Annotated in this window: 20 protein-coding genes; 7 read left to right on the top strand and 13 right to left on the bottom strand. The window is 58.0% G+C overall.

Annotation, left to right across the window (positions count from 1 at the left end):
* Positions 1-11 precede the first annotated feature (11 nt).
* Entirely contained in the window at positions 12-866 is an 855-nt protein-coding gene (locus tag KO536_RS00325; protein ID WP_219260728.1) for a LysR family transcriptional regulator, read from the top strand.
* Here the strand turns inward: KO536_RS00325 and KO536_RS00330 are convergent.
* A complete protein-coding gene (locus KO536_RS00330) occupies positions 859-2,007 on the bottom strand; it encodes an acyl-CoA dehydrogenase family protein (RefSeq protein ID WP_219260730.1) in 1,149 nt (382 codons plus the stop codon). The two genes, KO536_RS00325 and KO536_RS00330, sit on opposite strands and share 8 nt — an antisense overlap.
* Before the next feature lie 193 nt (positions 2,008-2,200).
* On the opposite strand from KO536_RS00330, the gene KO536_RS00335 reads away from it, so the two are divergent.
* Positions 2,201-3,520 (top strand): sorbosone dehydrogenase family protein, encoded by a 1,320-nt coding sequence (locus tag KO536_RS00335; RefSeq protein WP_219260731.1) that lies wholly within the window; start codon positions 2,201-2,203, stop codon positions 3,518-3,520.
* A gap of 102 nt (positions 3,521-3,622) precedes the next feature.
* Here KO536_RS00335 and KO536_RS00340 read toward each other — a convergent pair whose 3' ends face one another.
* The 5 genes from KO536_RS00340 to KO536_RS00360 all read right to left on the bottom strand — a co-directional run bounded on the left by KO536_RS00340 (position 3,623) and on the right by KO536_RS00360 (position 8,233).
* Positions 3,623-4,162 (bottom strand): C40 family peptidase, encoded by a 540-nt coding sequence (locus KO536_RS00340; protein WP_133075744.1) that lies wholly within the window; start codon positions 4,160-4,162, stop codon positions 3,623-3,625.
* A 145-nt stretch (positions 4,163-4,307) separates the two neighbouring features.
* Entirely contained in the window at positions 4,308-4,934 is a 627-nt protein-coding gene (locus tag KO536_RS00345; protein ID WP_133075745.1) for a C40 family peptidase, read from the bottom strand.
* A gap of 224 nt (positions 4,935-5,158) precedes the next feature.
* Positions 5,159-5,863, bottom strand: a complete 705-nt coding sequence (gene hda / locus KO536_RS00350) for a DnaA regulatory inactivator Hda (RefSeq protein WP_019827725.1) — start codon at positions 5,861-5,863, stop codon at positions 5,159-5,161.
* Positions 5,864-6,089: 226 nt separating this feature from the next.
* Entirely contained in the window at positions 6,090-7,163 is a 1,074-nt protein-coding gene (locus KO536_RS00355; protein WP_133075747.1) for an AI-2E family transporter, read from the bottom strand.
* A 35-nt stretch (positions 7,164-7,198) separates the two neighbouring features.
* Positions 7,199-8,233, bottom strand: a complete 1,035-nt coding sequence (locus tag KO536_RS00360; protein ID WP_219260733.1) for a DUF2066 domain-containing protein — start codon at positions 8,231-8,233, stop codon at positions 7,199-7,201.
* A 382-nt stretch (positions 8,234-8,615) separates the two neighbouring features.
* On the opposite strand from KO536_RS00360, the gene purM reads away from it, so the two are divergent.
* From purM to KO536_RS00380, 4 genes are all read left to right on the top strand, one after another.
* Positions 8,616-9,674 carry a phosphoribosylformylglycinamidine cyclo-ligase gene (gene purM / locus KO536_RS00365; RefSeq protein ID WP_019827729.1) on the top strand — a complete coding sequence of 353 codons (1,059 nt, stop codon included), beginning with the start codon at positions 8,616-8,618 and terminating at the stop codon, positions 9,672-9,674.
* Positions 9,674-10,324 (top strand): phosphoribosylglycinamide formyltransferase, encoded by a 651-nt coding sequence (purN, locus tag KO536_RS00370; protein WP_133075749.1) that lies wholly within the window; start codon positions 9,674-9,676, stop codon positions 10,322-10,324. Before purM ends, purN begins: the two co-directional genes overlap by 1 nt.
* 8 nt (positions 10,325-10,332) lie before the next feature.
* On the top strand, positions 10,333-11,046 hold the full coding sequence (locus KO536_RS00375; protein ID WP_133075750.1) for a DUF3108 domain-containing protein: 714 nt from the start codon (positions 10,333-10,335) through the stop codon (positions 11,044-11,046).
* A 252-nt stretch (positions 11,047-11,298) separates the two neighbouring features.
* On the top strand, positions 11,299-11,481 hold the full coding sequence (locus KO536_RS00380) for a hypothetical protein (RefSeq protein WP_016779856.1): 183 nt from the start codon (positions 11,299-11,301) through the stop codon (positions 11,479-11,481).
* A 91-nt stretch (positions 11,482-11,572) separates the two neighbouring features.
* Here the strand turns inward: KO536_RS00380 and KO536_RS00385 are convergent, their stop codons facing one another.
* From KO536_RS00385 to KO536_RS00415, 7 genes are all read right to left on the bottom strand, one after another.
* Complete coding sequence (locus KO536_RS00385; RefSeq protein ID WP_019827734.1) at positions 11,573-12,118, bottom strand: DUF2058 domain-containing protein; 546 nt, start codon at positions 12,116-12,118, stop codon at positions 11,573-11,575.
* A gap of 22 nt (positions 12,119-12,140) precedes the next feature.
* On the bottom strand, positions 12,141-12,974 hold the full coding sequence (mazG, locus tag KO536_RS00390; RefSeq protein ID WP_219260735.1) for a nucleoside triphosphate pyrophosphohydrolase: 834 nt from the start codon (positions 12,972-12,974) through the stop codon (positions 12,141-12,143).
* A gap of 128 nt (positions 12,975-13,102) precedes the next feature.
* Complete coding sequence (gene relA / locus KO536_RS00395) at positions 13,103-15,355, bottom strand: GTP diphosphokinase (protein WP_133075752.1); 2,253 nt, start codon at positions 15,353-15,355, stop codon at positions 13,103-13,105.
* A 119-nt stretch (positions 15,356-15,474) separates the two neighbouring features.
* Positions 15,475-16,827, bottom strand: coding sequence for a 23S rRNA (uracil(1939)-C(5))-methyltransferase RlmD (rlmD, locus tag KO536_RS00400; RefSeq protein ID WP_219260737.1), 1,353 nt, complete (start codon positions 16,825-16,827; stop codon positions 15,475-15,477).
* Positions 16,827-17,729 carry a cysteine synthase CysM gene (gene cysM, locus KO536_RS00405; RefSeq protein ID WP_133075754.1) on the bottom strand — a complete coding sequence of 301 codons (903 nt, stop codon included), beginning with the start codon at positions 17,727-17,729 and terminating at the stop codon, positions 16,827-16,829. The genes rlmD and cysM overlap by 1 nt, the downstream gene beginning before the upstream one ends.
* Before the next feature lie 145 nt (positions 17,730-17,874).
* Positions 17,875-19,227 (bottom strand): sensor histidine kinase, encoded by a 1,353-nt coding sequence (locus KO536_RS00410; protein WP_133075755.1) that lies wholly within the window; start codon positions 19,225-19,227, stop codon positions 17,875-17,877.
* Complete coding sequence (locus KO536_RS00415) at positions 19,217-19,945, bottom strand: response regulator transcription factor (protein WP_133075756.1); 729 nt, start codon at positions 19,943-19,945, stop codon at positions 19,217-19,219. The genes KO536_RS00410 and KO536_RS00415 overlap by 11 nt, the downstream gene beginning before the upstream one ends.
* A 200-nt stretch (positions 19,946-20,145) precedes the next feature.
* Between KO536_RS00415 and KO536_RS00420 the strand changes: the two genes are divergently transcribed.
* Complete coding sequence (locus tag KO536_RS00420; RefSeq protein ID WP_133075757.1) at positions 20,146-22,911, top strand: response regulator; 2,766 nt, start codon at positions 20,146-20,148, stop codon at positions 22,909-22,911.
* Positions 22,912-22,926: the final 15 nt, after the last annotated feature.

The raw sequence follows: 22,926 nt of genomic DNA on the forward strand, positions 1-22,926 counted from the left end.
AGCAAGCAGCCATGAAACTCACCAACATAGACATCGATCTATTACGAGCTCTGGTTTACGTCAGCAACGCACAAGGGTTCACAAAAGCAGCACAACAACTATTTCGAACACAATCTGCGATCAGCCTGCAAATAAAAAAACTCGAACAATTCACCAACACTCAACTTTTGGAGCGCGGCAAAGAAATCCGCTTAACGCCTGCCGGGTTGAAAGTCTATGAATACGCGTTAAAAATACTCACACTCAATGATGACCTGGTTAACTTGTTCACCTGCGACATTCCTCCGCACGCGCTAAAAATAAGTCTGCCTGAACATTACGACCCACACTTGATCAGCACGATAATCGTCAACACTGCAATTGCTTCCACCCATTATGACTTTGTGAGCGTCCTGTCGGATCAGGCGTCAAAACTGATCGACCAGCGTCAGCTGGATATGGCTTTTATTCTTCATACAGAACTTGCGGACTGTATTGAGATTGCAGCGGTTCCCTTGAGCTGGGTGTCCGCAATCGGAACCGTTGTCTATCAAGGCACGTCCATTGCTCTCGCCCTCCCTCCTGAAGGCAGTCATATCCGGTTGATCGCGCAACAGGCACTCGGCGCCCGCGATCACGCCTCAACCGTTATCTGCTCGGCCATTGAGCACAACGTGCTCTCAGACTTCATTGCCTCTGGCAAGGGCATAGGCGTGATGCCGACCCATGCTATTGCACAAGGGCTCTACATGATCACCAATGAACAACTGCCTCCCCTGCCGTCGTCCAAACTTTTCATAAAACTCCCCGAACACGCAGATGCACGACTAACCAGGTTGGCATTCGCCATCGCAACCGCCTACCGCGCGGGAACACGTATTATCTGACGGTGTATAGGCTTAACATTTGATTGAATATATTCACCTTTTGTATGTCATTGGTTCCACCCGCTATCTTCATACCGGCAGCATCGCGCACGTACTTTCCTATTTTCGGATCTGAATAACCCAGGTGACCGTAAATCTGCATCAGGCTATCCGCAGACTCCATCAAACGCTCTGCCGCTTGGTATTTGACGCACGAACACACAGAAGACCCATCAGGTTCTTTTTCTTCAAGCATCCGCAAGGCCTCATAGGTCAAACTTCGACAGATAATCGAAGACATCTTCATCCCCACCAGCTTGCTCTGCACGTATTGGAAATGACTAATATTACGGCCAAACGCCTGCCTGGAAATACTGCGCTGCATGGCTGATCGAGTCATGCTGTCGATAAGACCGGCGGCAATAATTCCATACAGTGCCCGCTCAAAAGAAATAATCCCATGCAGAATCTTTAAACCCGCACCTGGAGCACCAATGATATTGCCTGTTTCAATGCTGACATTGCCGACTTCAATATCTGCCGTTGGACTTGTGCGAAGTCCAAGATTTTTTTCTGCCGGACCAATACGGGCACCTGGCACATCCAGATCCATAAAAAATAGAGTGATGTCTTTTTTCACTCCCAGGGCAGGAATACGCCCCGCCAGAAGCCCCATTGTTGCAACAGGGGCATTCGTAATATGGGTTTTCTTGCCATTTAACCGATAACCGCTTCCCACTTTGACCGCAGCCAATTGCATTTTCGACAGGTCAGACCCACCACTGGCTTCCGTCATGGCGGTGACTGCAATATCCCCCCTCAACAACCGGGGTAGCCAACGCTGTTTTTGCTCGTCTGTGCCGTAATCGCAGAGCAGTCGCAAGGAACCAATATGACCAAGGCTCGTGATCAAGAAACCTAGATCTTCACACTCCCTTGCCACCTCATCCAAGCACTCAGCACACTCGACCCAGGTTCCACCCAACCCACCGAGTTCACAACTCACCGGTATTCTCCAAAGATCCAGATCAGCCAGCATTTGCCAACTGAACCAATCCAGCGTTCCTTCGCTGTCATGAAGCAAAGCGCGCTCAGATACTGACTGCCCTACCTGTTCGAAAATTGTTTTATCTATCACTTTCCCTCTAGCTGAATGGAACATGACTTACCCTCCTCATAGCTGCATTTGAAGGGTTTATGAACTCCGTCGGCAATAATGCCCAACGAGTTCGGGTTATCTCGCGGATATCAAAAACTAATACCCCGCCAGCCTTGGCGACATGATATTCAGCCTGAACCTTTAACCCGCAAAGCTTCTCTATGACTTACAAGACCAAAACCTCATGGAGATTCACATGCTCAAGCGCCAGCACGCTATTGTCATCGTACTTGCGGCAGGATTGGCTGCCTGCGGCGAGTCGTCGACCCTGCAAGTAAGTGATGGCACCGGCCCCTCGCCCAAATTACCCGAACCGAACAAAACCCTGATACCCACCGTCAATATCGCCCCGGCGGTCGATTGGGCTGATGGCGCCACGCCCATTGCTGCCCAAGGCCTGGAGGTCGCCGCCTTCGCCGAAGGCCTGGATCATCCGCGCTGGCTCTATGCCTTGCCCAACGGCGATGTGCTGGTCGCAGAAACCAACGCACCGCCCAAACCGGATGACAGCAAGGGGATCAAAGGCTGGATCGCAGACAAGGTGATGGCCCGCGCCGGGGCCGCAGTGCCAAGCGCGAACCGGATCACCCTGTTGCGCGATGCAGACCACGATGGCGTGGCCGAAACCCGCACGGTCTTTCTCGACAATCTGAACTCGCCTTTTGGCATGAGCCTGGTGGGCGACGAGTTGTATATCGCTGACGCCGACAAGCTTTTACGCGTCCCCTATCAGGCGGGCGAAAACAGCATCAAAGCCAATCCGGTCAAGGTGCTCGACTTACCGGGCGGCCCACTGAACCATCACTGGACCAAAAACGTCATCGCCAGCCCTGACGGCACCAAGCTGTATGTCACCGTCGGTTCCAACAGCAACGTGGGCGAGAACGGCATGGACAAGGAAGAAGGCCGCGCCGCGATCTGGGAAGTTGATCGCGCCACCGGCAACCACCGTATTTTCGCCTCGGGCCTGCGCAACCCCAATGGCATGGACTGGGAACCCAAAACCGGCAAGCTCTGGACAGCGGTAAACGAGCGCGACGAAATCGGCAGCGACCTGGTGCCCGACTACATCACTTCAGTTCAGGATGGCGGCTTCTATGGCTGGCCCTACAGCTATTACGGCCAGCACGTGGATGTACGGGTCAACCCGCAAAATCCGGAACTGGTCGCCAAAGCCATTGCACCGGACTATGCCGTCGGCCCGCACACTGCATCCCTGGGGCTGAGTTTTGCCGAAGGCAGCAAACTGCCCGACTTTACCCAAGGCGCGTTTATTGGCCAGCACGGTTCCTGGAACCGCAAGCCGCACAGTGGCTACAAAGTGATTTTTGTACCCTTTGCCGACGGAAAACCCGCCGGTATGCCGGTTGATGTACTGACCGGCTTTCTCAACGCTGACGAGAAAGCCATGGGCAGACCCGTGGGCGTGGTGATCGATAAACAGGGAGATTTACTGGTGGCCGATGATGTCGGCAACAAGGTTTGGCGGGTGTCGGCAAAGCCAACCAGCAAATGAAACAGTGGGAGCGGGCTTGCTCGCGATTGGATCACCGCGGCGTGGCAGTTACACCGCGCTGTATCCATCGCGAGCAAGCCCGCTCCCACTGCAGGTTCGGGTTTACGGCAGACGCGCCAGATGCTGCTCGGTCGGCAAAACGCGCTTGGCATTCAGATAGGCTTTTTGCCAATAGGCTTTATTGAGACTGTCCAGCTTGACCGTACCGCCAGTGGCCGGTGCATGCACAAAACGGCCTTCACCGACGTAGATCCCGGCATGGCTGACCTGGGAACCACCGTTGGTGGCGAAAAACAGCAAGTCACCGGTTTGCAGCTTGTCCTGGCCAACATTCTGCGCCTGCATCACGATCATTTCACGGGTCGTGCGCGGCAACGAAATGCCCGCTGCGTCGTTGTACACGTACTTGATCAGACCACTGCAATCAAAACCTGAATCCGGAGTATTGCCACCCCAGCGATAAGGCGTGCCGACCAGACCCAAGGCACGAAAAAGCACGTCGGCGGCAATCGGCGAGGTTTCTTCATAAGGGTTGGCAAACACGACTGGTTTTTTGACCACCGCAACAGGTGGCGGGTGGCTGGCGCAGGCACTGAGCAGTGCTGCTAAGGTCAAGAGGGCAACGCGGGCCATGGTCGACATAAACAGAATGTTCCTGATTCTGGATACGGCAACTCTGGCCGCGAAACCTGAAGCCGCGAGAGGGGACACCTTCGCGGCTTCAAGGATTTAACAATGCGACTGAATTCTAGCCCTTAGCAGCCAAACTTCAAGTAAGACATTAACTTTACTTGCGGGCTACTACGCTCGCAGGAGCCATCGCCAGGGCGCGCTTGGCCTCAATAAAGGTCTTGCTCCAGTAGCTGTCACCCAGGTTATCGATCCGAACACCACCGCTGCGGCGGCTGCTGGAGTGGATAAACTGGTCATCACCCAGGTAAATCCCGGCATGGCTTACACGGCCACGACCATTGGTGCTGAAGAACAGCAAATCACCGGGTTTGAGGTTGTTTCGTGCGACCAACGGTGCTTTTACGTTGATCATTTCGCGGGTTGAGCGCGGCAATTGCATGCCGGCTTCTTCCTTGAAGAGATAACCAATGAAGCCACTGCAATCGAAGCCTGCCTCAGAGGTGCCGCCAAAACGGTAACGCGTACCGATCAGGGACATACCGCGCTCGAGGATGCTGTCAGCCAGGGCGGGCAACTGGTAAGGCTTGCTGTTGGCGGAAAATTCAGCCAGTTCTTTTTCGGTGGCCAGTTCTTCCTGATAAAGAGCGGAAGATTGCGATACCGAGGATGACTTTTGAACCTGATGATCGACAACTTGCTGCGACACTGGCGTGTGGGCAGCGCAGCCAAACAACAGGGTAACGAGTGCGAGAGGCACGAGGGGTGCGAAGCGCTTTAGCATGGGCACGACCGTGGCTTGTAAGAAAAGTAGCCGCGACTATGCCCTCTATGATCCTCATTTGCAAATTCAATCGATCAAAATGTGACTTGATGGTTTTGTCGTGACATCTAAGGCTTTACACCCCTGACAATAGATTTTGCGCACAAAGCTCTTGAGCCGCGCAGGGTTTCTGGCGCCTGAAAACTGCCGAAAAAGGCTGCAGACCGCAGTTTTAAAGGGGTGAGCTACCAGCCCAGGGTTTCTTTCAAGAAAGGGATCGTCAACTTGCGTTGCGCTTGCAGGGATGCCTGATCGAGCCGTTCGAGCAAATCAAACAACGCACTCATGCTGCGAGTGCCTCGCGTGAGAATAAAATGCCCGACTTCGTCGGTCAGGTGCAGGCCGCGACGCGATGCGCGCAATTGCAAGGCACGCAACTTGTCTTCATCAGACAAGGGACGCATCTGAAAAACCAGCGCCAGGGTCAGTCGGGACTTGAGGTCAGCCAGCTTGATGGGCAATTCACGGGGCGAGGTAGACGCTGCAATCAGCAGACGACGCCCACTGTCACGCAGGCGATTGAACAGATGAAACAGTGCCTCTTCCCAGTCGGCACGTCCGGCCACCGCCTGGAGATCATCCAGACAAACCAGTTCGTACTGCTCAAGGTTATCGAGGATTTCAATGCCGCGATCCAGCAACTCGGCCAGAGGCAAGTACACCGCGGGCTCACCCATCTGCTCAAAACGCAGGCAGGCAGCCTGTAGCAGGTGTGTGCGGCCTACGCCCTGCTTGCCCCAGAGATAGATCAGGCTTTCAGTCCAGCCGGCGTCGGCTTCGCACAGTCGCTCGACATAGCCGAGTGCAGCGGCATTGGCGCCTGGATAGTAATTTATGAAGGTTGCGTCATCACGCAGACGCACACCTAGGGGCAGCTGAATCGGTTTCATGCTGACTGAACAGTTCAAGCGAACTGTTAGTGGCCTCTGTGTAAAGTTCTAAAAGTTTATACCCGTGTAACCGGGCACACAATGTAACAGACCACGAGCAAAATCAAAGGTTTGCGTTAAGGTCTTGGATTGTTTGATCTTTTCCTGACGATTAAGGTGCTGCTGACGCACATGAAAAAGGCGGGACCACCTGCCCGGTGAGCCCGCCCTTCACAGTGCCTGGACGTTACAGCTCCGGGTCTTCGCTGCCTTTATAGGCATGGGAGTCCTTGTACATATCCTGCAAGTGACGCACCAGCACCATGATCACCGCCGCCACCGGCAGTGCCAGCAACACACCGGTAAAGCCAAACAGCTCGCCACCCGCAAGAATCGCGAAGATCACAGCCACCGGATGCATACCGATCTTGTCCCCCACCAGCAAGGGTGTAAGGACCGTACCCTCGAGCGCCTGACCGACCATAAACACCGCCACGATCCCGAGCATCGGGTACAGATCCCCGCCAAACTGGAACAGCCCGGCGATCAACGCCGCACCAATGCCGACAATAAAGCCCATATACGGCACGATGGCCGCCACCCCCGCCATCAGGCCGATCAACAACCCCAACTCGAGGCCGACAAACATCAGGCCCGCCGAGTAGATCACCCCCAGCGCCAGCATCACCAGCAACTGGCCACGCACAAACGCGCCGAGCACGTCGTGACACTCCTTGGCCAGCGACACAATCTGATCGGCCCGAGCCCGCGGCAACAAGCCGCGAATCTTGGCCATCATGATGTTCCAGTCTCTCAGCAGGTAAAACGCCACTACGGGAATCAGCACCAGATTGGCCAGAAAGCCGATCAGGGCCAGGCTGGATGCCGTTGCCTGGGACAGGACGATGCCGACAATGTCAGTGGCCTGCCCCATGTGCTCGGTGATTGCCGCCTTGATCTTGTCAAACTTCCAGAAGCTGTCACTCAAGCCGAGCTTGGCCTGCACCCACGGCATGGCCGTGTGCTGCAACCAGTCAAGCACCAGCGGTGCCAACTGATAAAGCTTCAACAGCTGTTTGGCCAGCAACGGCACCAACACCAGGAGCAGCGTCATCATAATGACAGTTAACAGCCCGAAGACCGCGACCGTACCCCAGGTTCTTGAAAGCCCGGCTCTTTCCAACCGATCAACCACAGGGTCGAACATATAGGCCAGGACGATTGCGACCAGAAAAGGCGTGAGTATCGGATGCAGAAAATACACAAACAGGGCGAACCCCAGCCCTACGCCCCACCACACCCACCGTCGCGAATCAGCCATGAGCCACCCCATCCCTATATAAAGAAGACAACAACCTACCAGCGAAACCGAAGCTGAGCCGCCGGCGCTGAAGCAACACCGAGCGCCTGGCCTGCACTTGTCACTGCGGGTGCCTGTTCTGCCGGTACTTCCTGCAGTTGCGCCAACCCGAGTTGCGAGCGCAGTTGCTCGGCGCTGCCATTGACCTGATACACACTACGATCACCGTCGACGCTCTTTAGTTGCGCGCCGAAAGGTTCGAGCAAATGCCACAGTTGCGCATAGCGCGGTAGCGTCATGCCCTGCACTTCAAGCAACTGCTCCGTCGAGACACCGGGCTTGACCGTATAACGCGGCGCCAGACGCTGGCTCACCGCAAGCATCACGGCATCGGCCAGCGCCGCCTGATCCGGTGCCTGAGCACTGCCCTGCTCCTGCTGATCGCCAACCCACAACCGCCACTTGGCGCTCCACTGCCCGTCCTCTTCACGGGCATGTACGGCCAGCAAGGCATCGGCACCGTAACGCTCGGAAGCATCCTTCAAAGGAGCAGGATTGCTGCCCTCAAGGTTTTCAGCCGTACCTACCAACTGTTCGCCCAGGTCTGCCAGCGGCAAACGCAATGGCAACCCACGGTGCTGCGCGGCACGGCGCAGGGGCTCTGCCACGGACTGACCGTCCCCCACCAGGCTTGAACCATCCACCGAATCGTTCAGCCACCAGCCGAGCAAGGCAGGACGATTACTGCCCCACATCGACAAACCGGCCTGGCGCAACGCCCGGTCAGTGCTCACCGGATCGAAATCCACCTGCAGGCTTTCCGGGGGGCCAGCGTCATAACCGTACCGGCTGATGATCTGCTGGGGATCCTTGCGAATCGCCTCAAGCCCGGGGTTTTGAATCGCCTTGGCATCCCCGGTCAAACGCAGCACCAGGGTTTCCAGTGCCTTTTGCGTGGCCTGGGTACGTTCATCGGGTGACTGGCTGGCCACCGGCTCACGCACTTGATAAAGGCCGGTCAGGATTTCGGCATGACTCGCCAGGCTAAAAAATGACAAACAGCCCACGGCTAAAAATTGGCTCAGACGCATGAAAGATTCCCGATCACAAAAAGCAGCCTAAAAGGACGCCATAAAAACACTCGAACAGACTTCTGACACGGCGACAGCCAAATCATTCACGTCTGTACCGCAGTTTTCATTCGGTCATAAAAACTCAAAAGTAATTCGCTATACCTTATACAGGCCCGCGCACAGACCCAAGTACGACTAAAAAAGGTTTTTTTCGACAGATATAACCCTGCCTGTCGGCCCGAGGATGGCCGCTGCCCTTCAAGCCTGATAAAATCGCGCGCCTTCGCAGACCGGCAACAGCCGGGCACCCTGCAAATGCTCTGACGCACTCGATGAGCACTTGCAAGCCTGCCCCCTGAACTCGGTCGATACCCCCGAATCCCCCCTAAAGGCCTGGATTATGAGCAAGCAACCATCCCTGAGCTACAAAGACGCCGGTGTAGACATCGACGCCGGTGAAGCATTGGTCGAACGCATCAAGAGCGTGGCCAAGCGCACTGCACGCCCGGAAGTGATGGGCGGCCTCGGCGGTTTTGGCGCCCTCTGCGAAATCCCGGCTGGCTACAAGCAGCCTGTTCTGGTTTCCGGCACTGACGGCGTTGGCACCAAGCTGCGCCTGGCACTGAACCTGAACAAGCACGACAGCATCGGTATCGACCTGGTTGCCATGTGCGTCAACGACCTGATCGTATGCGGCGCCGAGCCTCTGTTCTTCCTCGACTACTACGCCACCGGCAAGCTCAACGTAGAAACCGCGACCCAAGTGGTTACCGGTATCGGCGCTGGCTGCGAACTGTCGGGCTGCTCGCTGGTAGGCGGCGAAACCGCTGAAATGCCTGGCATGTACGAAGGCGAAGACTACGACCTGGCCGGCTTCTGCGTGGGTGTTGTCGAAAAATCCGAAATCATCGACGGCTCCAAGGTTGCTGCCGGCGACGCCCTGCTCGCCCTGCCGTCCTCGGGCCCGCACTCCAACGGCTACTCGCTGATCCGCAAGATCATCGAAGTGTCCGGTGCCGACATCGAAAACATCCAGCTCGACGGCAAGCCGCTGACCGACCTGCTGATGGCGCCAACCCGCATCTACGTCAAGCCGTTGCTCAAGCTGATCAAGGAAACCGGCGTTGTCAAAGCCATGGCCCACATCACCGGTGGTGGCCTGCTCGACAACATCCCGCGCGTTCTGCCAAAAGGCGCCCAGGCAGTTGTTGACGTTGCCAGCTGGCAGCGCCCTGCTGTATTCGACTGGTTGCAAGAAAAAGGCAACGTGGACGAAAACGAAATGCACCGCGTGCTGAACTGCGGCGTTGGCATGGTGATATGCGTGGCTCAGGCTGACGTTGAAACCGCGCTGAACGTACTGCGTGAAGCAGGCGAGCAACCGTGGGTCATCGGCCAGATCGCAACGGCCGCCGAAGGCGCTCCACAAGTTGAGCTGCAAAACCTCAAGGCGCACTAATGCCTGATACCTGTGATGTAGTGGTGCTGCTTTCCGGCACCGGCAGCAACTTGCAGGCCTTGATCGACAGCAATGACGTCAAGGACAGCCCGGCAAACATCCGCGCGGTTATCTCCAACCGCGCAGATGCCTACGGCTTGCAACGCGCCAAAGACGCGGGTATCGATACCCGCGTACTGGATCACAAAGCATTCGAGGGCCGCGAGGCCTTCGATGCTGCACTGATCAAGATCATCGACGAATTCAAACCGCAACTGGTGGTACTGGCCGGCTTCATGCGCATTCTCAGCGCCGATTTCGTGCGTCACTATCAGGGTCGCCTGCTTAACATCCACCCTTCGCTGCTGCCTAAATACAAAGGTTTGCACACGCATCAGCGCGCGCTGGAAGCAGGAGATCGCGAACACGGCTGTAGCGTTCACTTTGTGACCGAGGAACTCGACGGCGGCCCTCTGGTCGTACAGGCAGTGATACCGGTAGAGTCCGACGACTCTGCGCACGCTCTGGCGCAACGGGTCCACGTCCAGGAACACCGGATTTATCCGCTTGCAGTGCGCTGGTTTGCCGAAGGTCGCTTGTCTCTTGACGAGCAAGGCGCATTATTGGACGGTCAATTACTCGCGGCCAGCGGCCACTTGATACGAACCTAGGAGAATATATGCGTCGTGCCCTGCTTCTCGCCCTCAGCCTGCTGGCTATCCCAGCAGTGCAGGCGGCCGAACTCCAGCCTTTCAAGGCCAGCTACACCGCAGACTGGAAACAGCTGCCCATGAGCGGTTCCGCCGAGCGCAGCCTGACCAAGAGCGACAACGGTATCTGGACCTTGAACTTCAAGGCGTCGATGCTGGTGGCCAGCCTGAACGAGGAAAGCACCCTCAAGATCGATAAAAACACGCTGATCCCGCTGACCTACCACTTTGAACGTGGTGGCCTGGGCAAAGCGAAAAAGATTGATCTGGATTTCGACTGGGCGACCAAAATGGTCACCGGCACCGACCAGGGCGACGCAGTCAAAGTGCCGTTGCTGACTGGCATGCTCGACAAGTCCACCTATCAGCTCGCGCTTCAGCGTGATGTAGAAGCCGGTAAAAAATCCATGAGCTACCAGGTGGTTGATGGTAACGACGTCGACACCTATGACTTTCGCGTGATCGGCCCTGAAGTGGTCGAAACCAAGGCTGGCAAGGTAGACGCAATCAAGGTTGAGCGCGTACGCGATCCAACTCAGAACAAGCGCATCACGGAAATGTGGTTCGCCAAGAACTGGGATTCGCTGCTGGTCAAACTGCGTCAGGTCGAAAAAGACGGCAAGGAATACAACATCATGCTGCTGGACGGCACGGTGAATGGCAAAACGGTCAAGGGCAACTAAACCGTAAGCGTCAAAAAACCTCGCTTCGGCGAGGTTTTTTTTGGCCCGCTGAACGATACAAACATGAAACTTTATTCATAAAACTTATGAACAAAACTGTAAACACCCCGTATTACAAGGGCTCCAGAGTTTTTAAGTTTTTAACAACATGACAGCGCGACAATCAGCTATTTACTTAGGAAGCTAACAGATTCTATAAAGAAGTCCTGCGACGCCTTGCCGCAGGACCTCATCAGAATTTGGAGCAAGCAGATGACTATCAAAGTAACTGAGCGCGACGATTCACGTATGTTCCACCAGCTGGTAGCCCACGGTGTTCACCTGTGGGATGTGCATCAAGAAGACATACTGGTTGGCATGTTCCACCGCGAAAGCGACGCTCACAGCTACAAGGCTGAGCTGGAAAAGCTGGAAGCGCAGAAACGCCAGGCCTGAACGACAGAGACTACAGACTTGAAAAATACAAACCCCGCCGAAGCGGGGTTTGTCGTGTATGCCCTGATGCAAAACCCTGTGGGAGCGGGTGTTACCACATCAGGTCATCAGGGATCTGATAGGCCGCGTACGGATCATCTTCTTCCGGAGTTTTCGGCTCGACCAGGATGTTCAACTGCACAATCCGGCGCGGATCCCGCTCCTGGATCTTCAGCGCAGCCTCTCGCGGGATGACTTCGTAGCCGCCCTGATGCTGCACGATCGCCAAGGAGCCATTGGCCAGCTTGTTGCGCATCAACGTGTTGACCGACAGGCGCTTGACCTTTTTATCGTCAACAAAGTTGTAGTAATCCTCGGTCGTCAGCTTGGGCAGACGCGACACTTCGATCAATTGCTTGATCTGGGCGGCGCGGGCCTTTTGCTCGACTTTCTCCTGTTGCTGACGGTTCAGCTCCTGGTCGCGCTTGACCTTCTCGGCCTTGGCTTCGGCAGCCAGACGCTGCTGGGTGTCGTCCAGCTCGATCTGACCCTTGTGGGCCAGACGTTGCTGCTTCTGCTTTTCTTTGCCGGCCTGCTTGGCCTGCTTCTCGTTGACCAGTCCGGCTTTGAGCAACTGGTCGCGTAGGGAAATGCTCATCTACTTACTCACTTAGGCAAACTCAGCCGCAGCTGGGCAAATTCTTTTCCTGACGCTTGGCTTCGCCCCACAGGGCGTCCAGGTCTTCAAGGGTGCAACGTTCAATGGGACGCAGGGTATCGCGCAATGCCTGCTCAATAAACCGGAAACGTCGATCAAATTTTGCATTGGCCCCACGCAAGGCGGTTTCAGGGTCCACTTTAAGATGGCGGGCCAGGTTGACCACCGAAAACAGCAGGTCTCCGATTTCATCATGGATGGCCGCCGAATCATTGTCGGCCATCGCTTCCAGCACCTCGTCCAGTTCTTCTCGGACCTTGTCCAGCACCGGCAATGCCGCTGGCCAGTCAAAGCCGACCTGAGCGGCACGCTTTTGCAATTTTGCGGCACGGGACAGGGCTGGCAGCGCCACCGGCACGTCATCCAGCAAGGAGAGCTGCTGGGGAACAACGGACTTTTCTGCGCGCTCCTGCGCCTTGATTTCATCCCAGCGCAACTTGACCTGCTCTTCGCTCAGGCGCGGTATGTCCAGCGGCGCATACAGGTCGCCCGTGGGGAACACGTGGGGATGTCGGCGGATCAGCTTGCGGGTGATGCTGTCGATCACCCCGGCAAATTCAAACCGGCCTTCTTCGCGGGCCAGCTGGCTGTAATAAACCACCTGGAACAGCAAGTCGCCTAGTTCACCTTGCAGGTGCTCAAAGTCCCCTTGCTCAATGGCATCAGCGACTTCGTAGGCTTCCTCAAGGGTGTAGGGCACGATGGTGGCCCAGGTTTGCTTGATGTCCCACGGACAGCCGTACTGCGGGTCACGCAGACGGGTCATGAGGTGTAGCAGGTCGTCGAGGTTGTACATCTGTAATCCTTTGGCCGAAACCTGTAGTCGCTGCCGCAGGCTGCGATGGGTTGCGTAGAGACCCCGCTTTACAAAGCGAAGGTCCTTCGGCCCTTATCGCAGCCTCGTACCTCGTCAGCGACTACAGGTTATCTTGCTTCGCTACGCCCGATCCGACGGGTTTCGATGATGTTCGGCAGTTGCGAGATGCGTCCCAATAAACGTCCCAGCGCGTCCAGACCCGGGATCTCGATGGTCAAGGTCATCAACGCGGTGTTGTTTTCCTTGTTCGAGCGAGTATTGACTGCCAGCACGTTGATCCGCTCGTTGAGCAGAACCTGGGAGACGTCACGCAGCAGGCCCGAACGGTCGTAGGCACGAATCTCGATGTCGACAGGATACGTCGAGACCGGGATCGGTCCCCAGTTGACCTGAATCATCCGCTCCGGCTCACGGCTGCCCAGTTGCAGTACCGAGGCGCAGTCCTGACGGTGAATGCTCACCCCGCGACCCTGGGTGATGTAACCGACAATCGCATCACCCGGCAGCGGCTGGCAGCACCCGGCCATCTGGGTCAGCAGGTTGCCGACGCCTTCGATCTGGATGTCCCCGCGCTTGCCCGGCTTGTAGCCCGTGGCCTTGCGCGGAATCAGCTCCATCTGTTCGCTGCCGCGCTCCGGCTCGACCTGCTGCTGCGCCAGATTGATCAGCTGCGCCAGGCGCAAGTCACCGGCCCCGAGCGCCGCATACATGTCCTCGGCGGTTCTCATGTTGGCTTTGTCGGCGAGCTTCTCGTAGTCCACCGCTGGCAGGCCCAAGCGACCCAGCTCACGTTCGAGCATGGTTTTGCCGGCAGCCACGTTCTGATCGCGTGCCTGCAACTTGAACCAGTGAACGATCTTCGCCCGCGCCCGCGAGGTGGTGATGTAGCCCAGGTTCGGGTTCAGCCAGTCGCGGCTCGGCGTGCCGTGCTTGCTGGTGATGATCTCGACCTGTTCACCGGTTTGCAGGCTGTAGTTGAGCGGCACGATGCGCCCGTTGATCTTGGCACCGCGGCAGTTATGGCCGATTTCGGTGTGCACCCGGTACGCAAAGTCCAGCGGTGTTGCGCCCTTGGGCAGGTCGATGGCATGACCGTCCGGCGTAAAGATGTACACCCGGTCCGGCTCGATATCGACCCGCAGCTGATCGGCCAGACCGCCGATATCACCCAGTTCTTCGTGCCATTCCAGTACCTGGCGCAGCCACGAGATTTTCTCTTCGTACTGGTTGGAACCTGCCTTGACGTCGGTCCCCTTGTAACGCCAGTGCGCACACACCCCCAGCTCGGCCTCTTCATGCATGGCGTGGGTGCGGATCTGCACCTCCAGCACCTTGCCTTCAGGCCCGATCACGGCAGTGTGCAGCGAGCGGTAGCCGTTTTCCTTGGGGTTGGCGATGTAATCGTCGAACTCTTTGGGAATGTGCCGCCACAGGGTGTGGACAATCCCCAGCGCGGTATAGCAGTCGCGCATTTCCGGGACCAGTACCCGTACCGCACGCACGTCATAGATCTGGCTGAAGGCAAGGCCCTTGCGCTGCATTTTTCGCCAGATGGAATAGATGTGCTTGGCCCGGCCGCTGATATCGGCATCAACGCCGGTGGCCACCAGCTCGGTTCGCAGCTGGTTCATCACATCACTGATAAAGCGCTCACGATCGAGGCGGCGCTCATGCAGCAAGGTGGCAATCTGTTTGTACTGCTCGGGCTCCAGGTAGCGGAAGGACAAGTCCTCCAGCTCCCACTTGATATGACCGATACCCAGGCGGTGCGCCAATGGCGCATAAATATCGAATACCTCACGGGCGACGCGGTTGCGCTTCTCGTCCGGGGCATTTTTGACAGCACGAATCGCGCAGGTACGTTCGGCCAGTTTGATCAGTGCAACGCGCACGTCATCAACCATCGCGACCAGCATCTTGCGCAGGTTTTCGACCTGGCCCTGGGTACCCAGAACCATGGATTGGCGGGGGCTGAGGCTGGCGCTGATGGCCGCCATGCGCAGCACGCCATCAATCAGCTTGGCCACCACCGGACCGAAGCGCTGGCTGACAGCAGGCAACAAGACCTGCCCTTCGCGCACGCAGCGATAGAGAATCGCGGCAACCAGAGAGTCTTGATCCAGTTTCAGATCGGCCAGTATTTCGGCGATTTCCAACCCTGTGCGAAAGCTCGACGTGCCCTCGGCCCACAGGTTTTTCGCCGCGTTGGCTTGCTGCTCGGCCTCGCGCGCAAACTCGCACGCTTCTTTCAAGGCTTCACGGTCCAGCGCCACATCGACACTCACCGCATGATCGAGCCATGCCTCGAGGTTGAGACTGCCGTCGGTGTTGATCGGCTGGTGTGCTCTGACCTGTACCATCTTGCTTACCTTCCCTACAGCGCAGATTCAATGCGCCGAAATCACAGGCCCTAATCCCAACCGCGCGCTACAGGGCATCACTGCGCGGGTTGCGGGCCCGTCGAAATAGACAGACCGTCCTAGTCTGCTTCAAATAACGCCATCGCCTCGACATGCGCTGTTTGCGGAAACATGTCGAGGATTGCGGCACGTTTTAACCGGTAACCCTGTTTCATCAATTCAACCGTATCCCGTGCCAGCGTGGCCGGGTTACACGACACATACACCAAACGCCTGGCTCCCAGGCCAGACAGCTTGCGTACCACTTCATAGGCGCCGTCACGGGGCGGGTCGAGCAGCACGGCACAAAACCCATCCTTGGCCCAGGCTGCATCCACCAGCGGCTGTGACAAGTCAGCCTGAAAAAACACTGCATTTTGCAGGTTGTTACTGACCGCGTTTTGCGCTGCGCGTTCGACCATGGTCGCAACACCTTCAACTGCCACCACTTCGCGGACTTTTTGCGCCAGTGGTAACGCGAAGTTACCCAGCCCACAGAACAAGTCAAGAATCCGTTCGTCAGCTTGTGGAGCAAGCCACTTTATTGCTTGAGCCACCATGGCTTCATTGACGCCAGCATTGACCTGGACAAAATCACCGGGACGATACGCCAGCTCCAGATCCCACTGTTCCAAACGGTAGCCCAGGGTCCGGGTCAAATCGACCGGTTGAGGTTCACCTTCACCGTGCAGCCACAACTGGGCGTCATGGGTGAGGCAGAAATCCTGCAGGATTTTCATGTCCCCATCGTTGAGCGGCGCCATGTGACGCAGCAACACCGCAATTGCCGAACCGCTGAACAACTCGACATGGCCAAGGGCCTTGGGATTGCTCAACTGGCGCAACATGGCGGGCAGCCCCGTCATGATAGGTTGCAAAGCCTGTACCAGGACCAAACAGTGATCAATGGCGACGATGTCCTGACTACCGGCCGCTCGAAAACCTACCTCCAGACGCTTGGCCCGCGCATCCCAGCGCACGGCGATGCGTGCACGGCGGCGATAGCCAAATTCCGGACCTGCGAGGGGGGGCGCCCACTCTTCAGGTTCGACACCGGCCACACGGGACAGTTGCTCGGTCAACATGCGCTGTTTCAGTGCAAGCTGCTCCTCATGGGGCAAATGCTGCACGCTGCAACCGCCACACTTGCCCGCGTGGGCACAGGGCGCCACGCGGCGGATGTCGCTGGCCTTGAACACGCGCTCGGTACGGGCTTCAACGATTTTGCCGTGAGCGCCCAGCACCCGGGCTTCAACTTCTTCACCGGCCAGGGCTCCCGACACAAACCAGGTACGCCCTTCAATAAAGGCAATACCCCGGCCGTCGTTGGCCAAACGCTCGATGTTTAAACGCTGTTTCTTGCCCGCAGGCACTTGCGGGGCCTTGGTGCCGCCAGCAGGCTGGAAGCGCAGGCCTCTCTCTTGCTTAGCCATCAGTTGGGCGCATCGTAAATGCCGGTCGACAAGTAACGGTCGCCGCGGTCACAAATGATCGCGACCATCACCGCGTTTTCGACTTCCTGATTCAAGCGCAACATGGCAGCTACCGCCCCGCCCGAGGACACACCACAGAAAATGCCTTCTTCACGGGCCAGGCGACGGGTGACGTCTTCGGCTTCGCGCTGGGCCATGTCGACGATGCGGTCAACGCGGTCAGCCTGGTAAATTTTTGGCAGGTACTCGGTCGGCCAGCGACGGATACCCGGAATGGCTGCGCCTTCCATCGGCTGCAAGCCGACGATCTGCACGCCCGGGTTCTGCTCCTTGAGGTAGCGCGACACACCCATGATGGTACCGGTGGTGCCCATCGAACTGATGAAGTGAGTGATCGTACCGTTGGTCTGGCGCCAAATCTCAGGACCGGTGCCGGTATAATGAGCCTCGGGATTGTCACCGTTGGCGAACTGATCGAGCACCTTGCCCAGGCCCTGGGCCTGCATCTTGTCAGCCAGATCGCGGGCGCCTTCCATGCCCTCTTCCTGAGAGACCAGAATCAGCTCGGCGCCATAGGCGGTCATGGCCGCCTTGCGTTCGGCGCTGGAGTTGTCGGGCATGATCAGGATCATCTTGTAGCCCTTGATCGCAGCGGCCATCGCCAGTGCAATACCGGTATTGCCCGAGGTGGCTTCGATCAGGGTATCGCCAGCCTGGATCTGGCCGCGCGCTTCGGCACGGGCAATCATCGACAGTGCCGGACGGTCCTTGACCGAGCCTGCAGGGTTATTCCCTTCGAGCTTGAGCAACAAGGTGTTGGTGGAATTTCCAGCCAGGCGCTGCAAGCGCACCAGAGGAGTGTTGCCGACGCAATCGGCGATAGTTGGGTACTGCAATGTCATGGCGTATTCGCAATCCAGACCGCGGGGCCGCACATCATACCGACAAACGCGGACAGCCCATATCACGCAAAGTGCGGTGCTTATGGCTAAAGGCTATAAGCCAGGGTTTGAGGCACACTCGAACCCGTAGCAGCTGACGAGCAGTCTATTTGGCTGGTAAGCGGATATGCACCCGCAATCCACCCCCATGGTTCTCGGCCCACAAGCTGCCGCCCTGTAACCGCAGGGCATTGCGCGCAATGCTCAGGCCCAGACCGAAGCCCCCGTCGCCAGGCCTTGAACCGTCCAGCCGGGTAAAAGGCGCGAAAATCCGTTCAAGCTCTTCAGGCGCCACACCCCCACCCTGGTCGTCGAGCCATAGATGCCATTCGTCGCCTTCACGGTGCCCGCTCAGGCTGACAACGCCATCGGGCGGCGAGTGGCGAATGGCATTACGCAGAATGTTCTCCAGCGCCTGGGCCAGGCTATTGAGGTGCCCGCGCACCCAGCAATGCTCATCCACCAGGCAAGGCAACCGTGATTGCGGCCAGCCGCTTTCAAAGCGGGCGTTTTCGGTGAGCATCTCCCACAACGCCTGTACCTGGATGTCTTCCACCGGCAACGGCCCGCGCTCGGCATCCAGCCAGGCCAGTTGCAGGGTGTCCTCGACCAGCCGCTGCATGCCATCCACTTCCCGGCTCAAGCGTTCGCGCAAGGCCTCGACCCCCTGCTCGCTGTCGCACGCCACCCGCAGGCGGCTCAAGGGAGTGCGCAGTTCATGGGACAAGTCACGGAGCAATTGCTGTTGTTGCAAGACCGTGCTTTGCAGGCGCTCGGACATTTGGTCGAAGGCCCGGGCCAGTTCACCCAGTTCGTCCTGACGGCCGGTAGTCTGTCTCGACAGCCGGGCACCCAGTTGATCGGCACGCCAGGCGTTGGCCTGCTCACGCAAATGATTCAACGGCACGATCAGCACGCGGTACAGGCCCACGCACAACAGCAAGGTCAGCAAACCCGGGATTACGCCATTGGTGACAATGCGCCAGATCACCTGCGAGCGCCCCGGCATAAAACGTTGCGGCAGTTCGATCACCAGGCTGCCCGCAGCAGGATCCTTGGGAAATGGCACCTTGATCCACGGGCGCGCCGTCTTGATATGGCTAATGGGCCAGTCCAGGCCACGCAGAAAGGTCAGGCGCTCAGTCTCGCGATCGTTCAGCGGATAGCTGCTCAGTGATTGTAAATCCTGCCCGATCACCCCGACCCAACCGGGCTCCCTGCTGCCCATTGCTTGTAGCCATTGGTCGACAGCTGTTTGCTGCCCGGTCTCCCAGGCGCGCTCGGCCTCACCGGCGTAGCGCACCAGCGTACCGTGGGCCTGCTCGGAGAGAAATCCGGTGCGTTTGTCCATGTAGCGGCCCCAGGACCAACTGAGCCAGATCATCAGTAAACAGAACACCACCAGCAAACAGGCCAGCTTCCAGAAGACAGAGTTCTTGCCGGGCACTTTACAGGGCATCGCTGGCGCTCAAGACATAACCCTTGCCCCACACCGTGCGCACTTCGCGCTGGTGGTAGCCGACCGTTTTGAGTTTTCGCCGGATCTGGCTGATATGCATGTCCAGGCTTCTGTCATGGGCCGCATAACCCCGTTGCAGCACCTGCTGATAAAGAAAGGCCTTGCTCAAAACCTCGTCGGCATTGCGCTGCAGGGTATCGAGCAAACGGAACTCGCTGCGGGTCAACCCCGCCCATTGTTCGCCATGACGCACGTCACACGTGTCTTCGTCGAACAGCAATCCGCTCTCGGCAGGTGCGGGGTCCTGCGCCAGGCGGGCATCCGGCATGCGGTCCAGGGCCACGCGGCGCAGGATGGCCTGGATCCGCACCCGCAGCTCGGCCATGCTGAATGGCTTGGGCAAGTAATCATCGGCCCCCAGCTGGAACCCGCTGATTCGGTCAGCCTCGGCGCCCAGCGCGGACATCAGGATCACCGGCAAGGCGTGGGTCTGGCGCAATTGCGTGAGCACCTGCAAACCATTCATGCCGGGCAACAGGATATCCATCAAGACAACATCAAAGTGCTCTTGCCGGGCACGGGCCAAACCCTCCTGACCGTTCTGACACCAGATAACGTCAAACCCGCAGCGCACTAACTGCTCGTGCAGGTAGGCACCCAGGACGGGGTCATCTTCAATGGTCAGAAGGCGTGAAGGGCTAACAGCTACGGGATTCATTAGCGTCTGCAAGTAATTCTCAATCATTGATTATTCAAGATTGAGCCACTACGGGCAACCGGCATGGGCTTTAGCGGCGCCGATAATCGGAAATTGATGGCAAATTTTCAAAGATTTGCCGGTCACCATGTGGCTACACTGCGTTCTGGCCTGGGCGGGATGCACGGGTCACTCTTAAAAATGCAGGGCTGGAGAGTTGCGTGCTTAAAAACCTCGGTATCAAAGGCCGCGTATTGCTGCTTACGCTGTTGCCCGTCAGCTTGATGGCAACCGTACTGGGTGGCTACTTCACCTGGCTGCAACAGTCCGAGCTGCAATCGCAGCTATTGCAGCGCGGAGAAATGATCGCCGAACAACTCGCCCCGCTGGTGGCCCCCGCAATGGGCCGCCATGACACCGCGCTTCTGGCGCGGATCGCCACCGAATCCCTTGAGCAACAGGATGTGCGGGCCGTAGCGTTCCTCAACGCAAACCACGAACCCCTCGCCCACGCCGGGCCGATCATGCTCAACCAGGCACCCCTGGGCAGCAGCACCCAGCTGCAACAACGAACTGACAACGATGCCACCCGTTATTTACTGCCGGTGTTTGGCCGCCATCGCAATCTGGCCGGTGATGTGATTCCCAACGAGGCCCACCGCCTGCTGGGCTGGGTCGAGCTTGAGCTCTCCCACAACGGCATGCTGCTGCGCAGCTACCGCAACCTGTTTGCCAGCTTGCTGCTGATTGTTACCGGCCTGGTGCTGACCACCCTGCTGGCGCTGCGCATGAGCCGTACGATCAATGCCCCTCTGGGCCAAATCAAACAGGCCGTGGCGCAACTCAAGGACGGGCATCTGGAAACCCGATTGCCGCCACTGGGCAGCCAAGAGCTGGACGAACTGGCCTCGGGCATCAATCGCATGGCCGAAACCCTGCACAATGCCCAGGAAGAGCTGCAACACAGCGTCGATCAAGCCACTGAAGATGTGCGCCAAAACCTCGAAACCATTGAGATCCAGAACCTGGAACTCGACCTGGCCCGCAAGGAAGCCCTGGAAGCCAGCCGGATAAAGTCAGAGTTTCTGGCCAACATGAGCCACGAAATCCGCACCCCGCTCAATGGCATTCTCGGCTTTACCCACTTGCTTCAGAAAAGCGAGCTGACCCCACGCCAGTTCGACTACCTGAACACCATCGAAAAATCGGCCGACAACCTGCTCGGAATCATCAACGAGATTCTCGACTTTTCCAAAATCGAGGCCGGCAAGCTGGTGCTCGACAATATCCCGTTCAATCTGCGCGATCTGTTGCAGGACACCCTGACCATCCTCGGGCCTTCGGCCCATGACAAAGGGCTGGAGCTGGTCAGCCTGGTGTACCGCGATACACCGCTGTCACTGGTTGGAGACCCACTGCGACTCAAGCAAATCCTCACCAACCTGGTCAACAACGCCATCAAGTTCACCCGCGAAGGCACCATTGCCGTGCGCGCCATGCTGGAAGACCAGGACGAAAACGAAACCGATGGCAGCGTACAACTGCGCATCAGCGTGCAGGACACCGGCATCGGCCTGACGTCCCAGGATATCCGGGCCCTGTTCCAGGCCTTCAGCCAGGCGGACAACTCATTGTCACGCCAACCCGGGGGCACCGGACTGGGGCTGGTGATTTCCAAACGGCTGGTGGAACAGATGGGGGGCGAAATCGGTGTAGAAAGCACCCCCGGCGAAGGCTCGGTGTTCTGGATCAGTGTCAAACTGCCCAAAGCCCGCGATGACGTCGAGGACCTGCCCTGCGCCCCTTTGCTGGGCCGTCGCGTAGCGATTCTGGAAAAGCACGACCTGGCCCGCCAGGCCCTGCACCATCAGTTGGAAGACTGCGGGCTGGATGTCACGCCGTGTACCACCCTTGAGAATCTCACCAACTGCGTGACCGGCGCCCATCAGACCTCTCAGGCCATAGATCTGGCAGTCCTCGGGGTCACGGCCAACGACACGCCACCCGAGCGCCTCAACCAGCACATCTGGGACCTTGAACACATGGGCTGCAAGGTCTTGGTACTGTGCCCGACCACCGAGCAGGGGCTGTTCAATACCGTGGTGGCCAACCCCCACGGCCAGTTGCAGGCCAAACCTGCCTGTACCCGTAAATTGCGCCGGGCCCTGGCTGACCTGATCAGCCCGCGGCAAACCCGTGCCGAACCCGGAGAGCCGCTGGCCAGCCGCGCACCGCGACTGCTGTGTGTCGATGACAACCCGGCCAATCTGCTGCTGGTGCAAACCCTGCTGGAGGGCATGGGCGCCAAAGTGACAGCCGTGGACAGCGGCTATGCCGCCATTGAAGCGGTCAAGACCGAAGACTTTGATCTGGTGCTGATGGATGTACAGATGCCCGGCATGGACGGGCGCGAAACCACCGAAGTGCTGCGCCAGTGGGAAAGCGAGCGCCACTGCACTGCGCTGCCGATTGTGGCGCTCACAGCCCACGCAATGGCCAACGAAAAACGCGCCCTGCTACAGAGCGGGATGGACGACTACCTCACCAAGCCGATCAGCGAGCGTCAATTGGCGCAGGTGGTGTTGAAGTGGACGGGGCTGGCCTTGCGCAATCAAATCAGTGACAACCACCACGAACCCATTCGGCAAAACGCACAATTACCCGTACTCGACCATGAGGAAGGCCTGCGTCTGGCGGCGGGCAAGGCTGACCTGGCCGTCGACATGCTGGCCATGCTGCTGGCCTCGCTGGAGTCTGATCGCGAAGCCATCCAGCAGGCGCGCAACGCCAAGGACAACAACGGGTTGATCGAACGGGTCCACCGTTTGCACGGGGCCACGCGTTACTGCGGCGTTCCGCAATTGCGCGCCGCCTGCCAGCGCAGCGAAACCCTGCTCAAGCAAACAAGCCCCAACGCCGACGCAGCTCTCGACGAACTGGACCGGGCCATCATCCGCCTGGCCAAAGAAGCACGCAGTGCTGCATAGATAACTGGGAGCGGG

It is taken from the genome of Pseudomonas sp. NKUCC02_KPG, from assembly GCF_019345465.1.
GTDB lineage: Bacteria > Pseudomonadota > Gammaproteobacteria > Pseudomonadales > Pseudomonadaceae > Aquipseudomonas.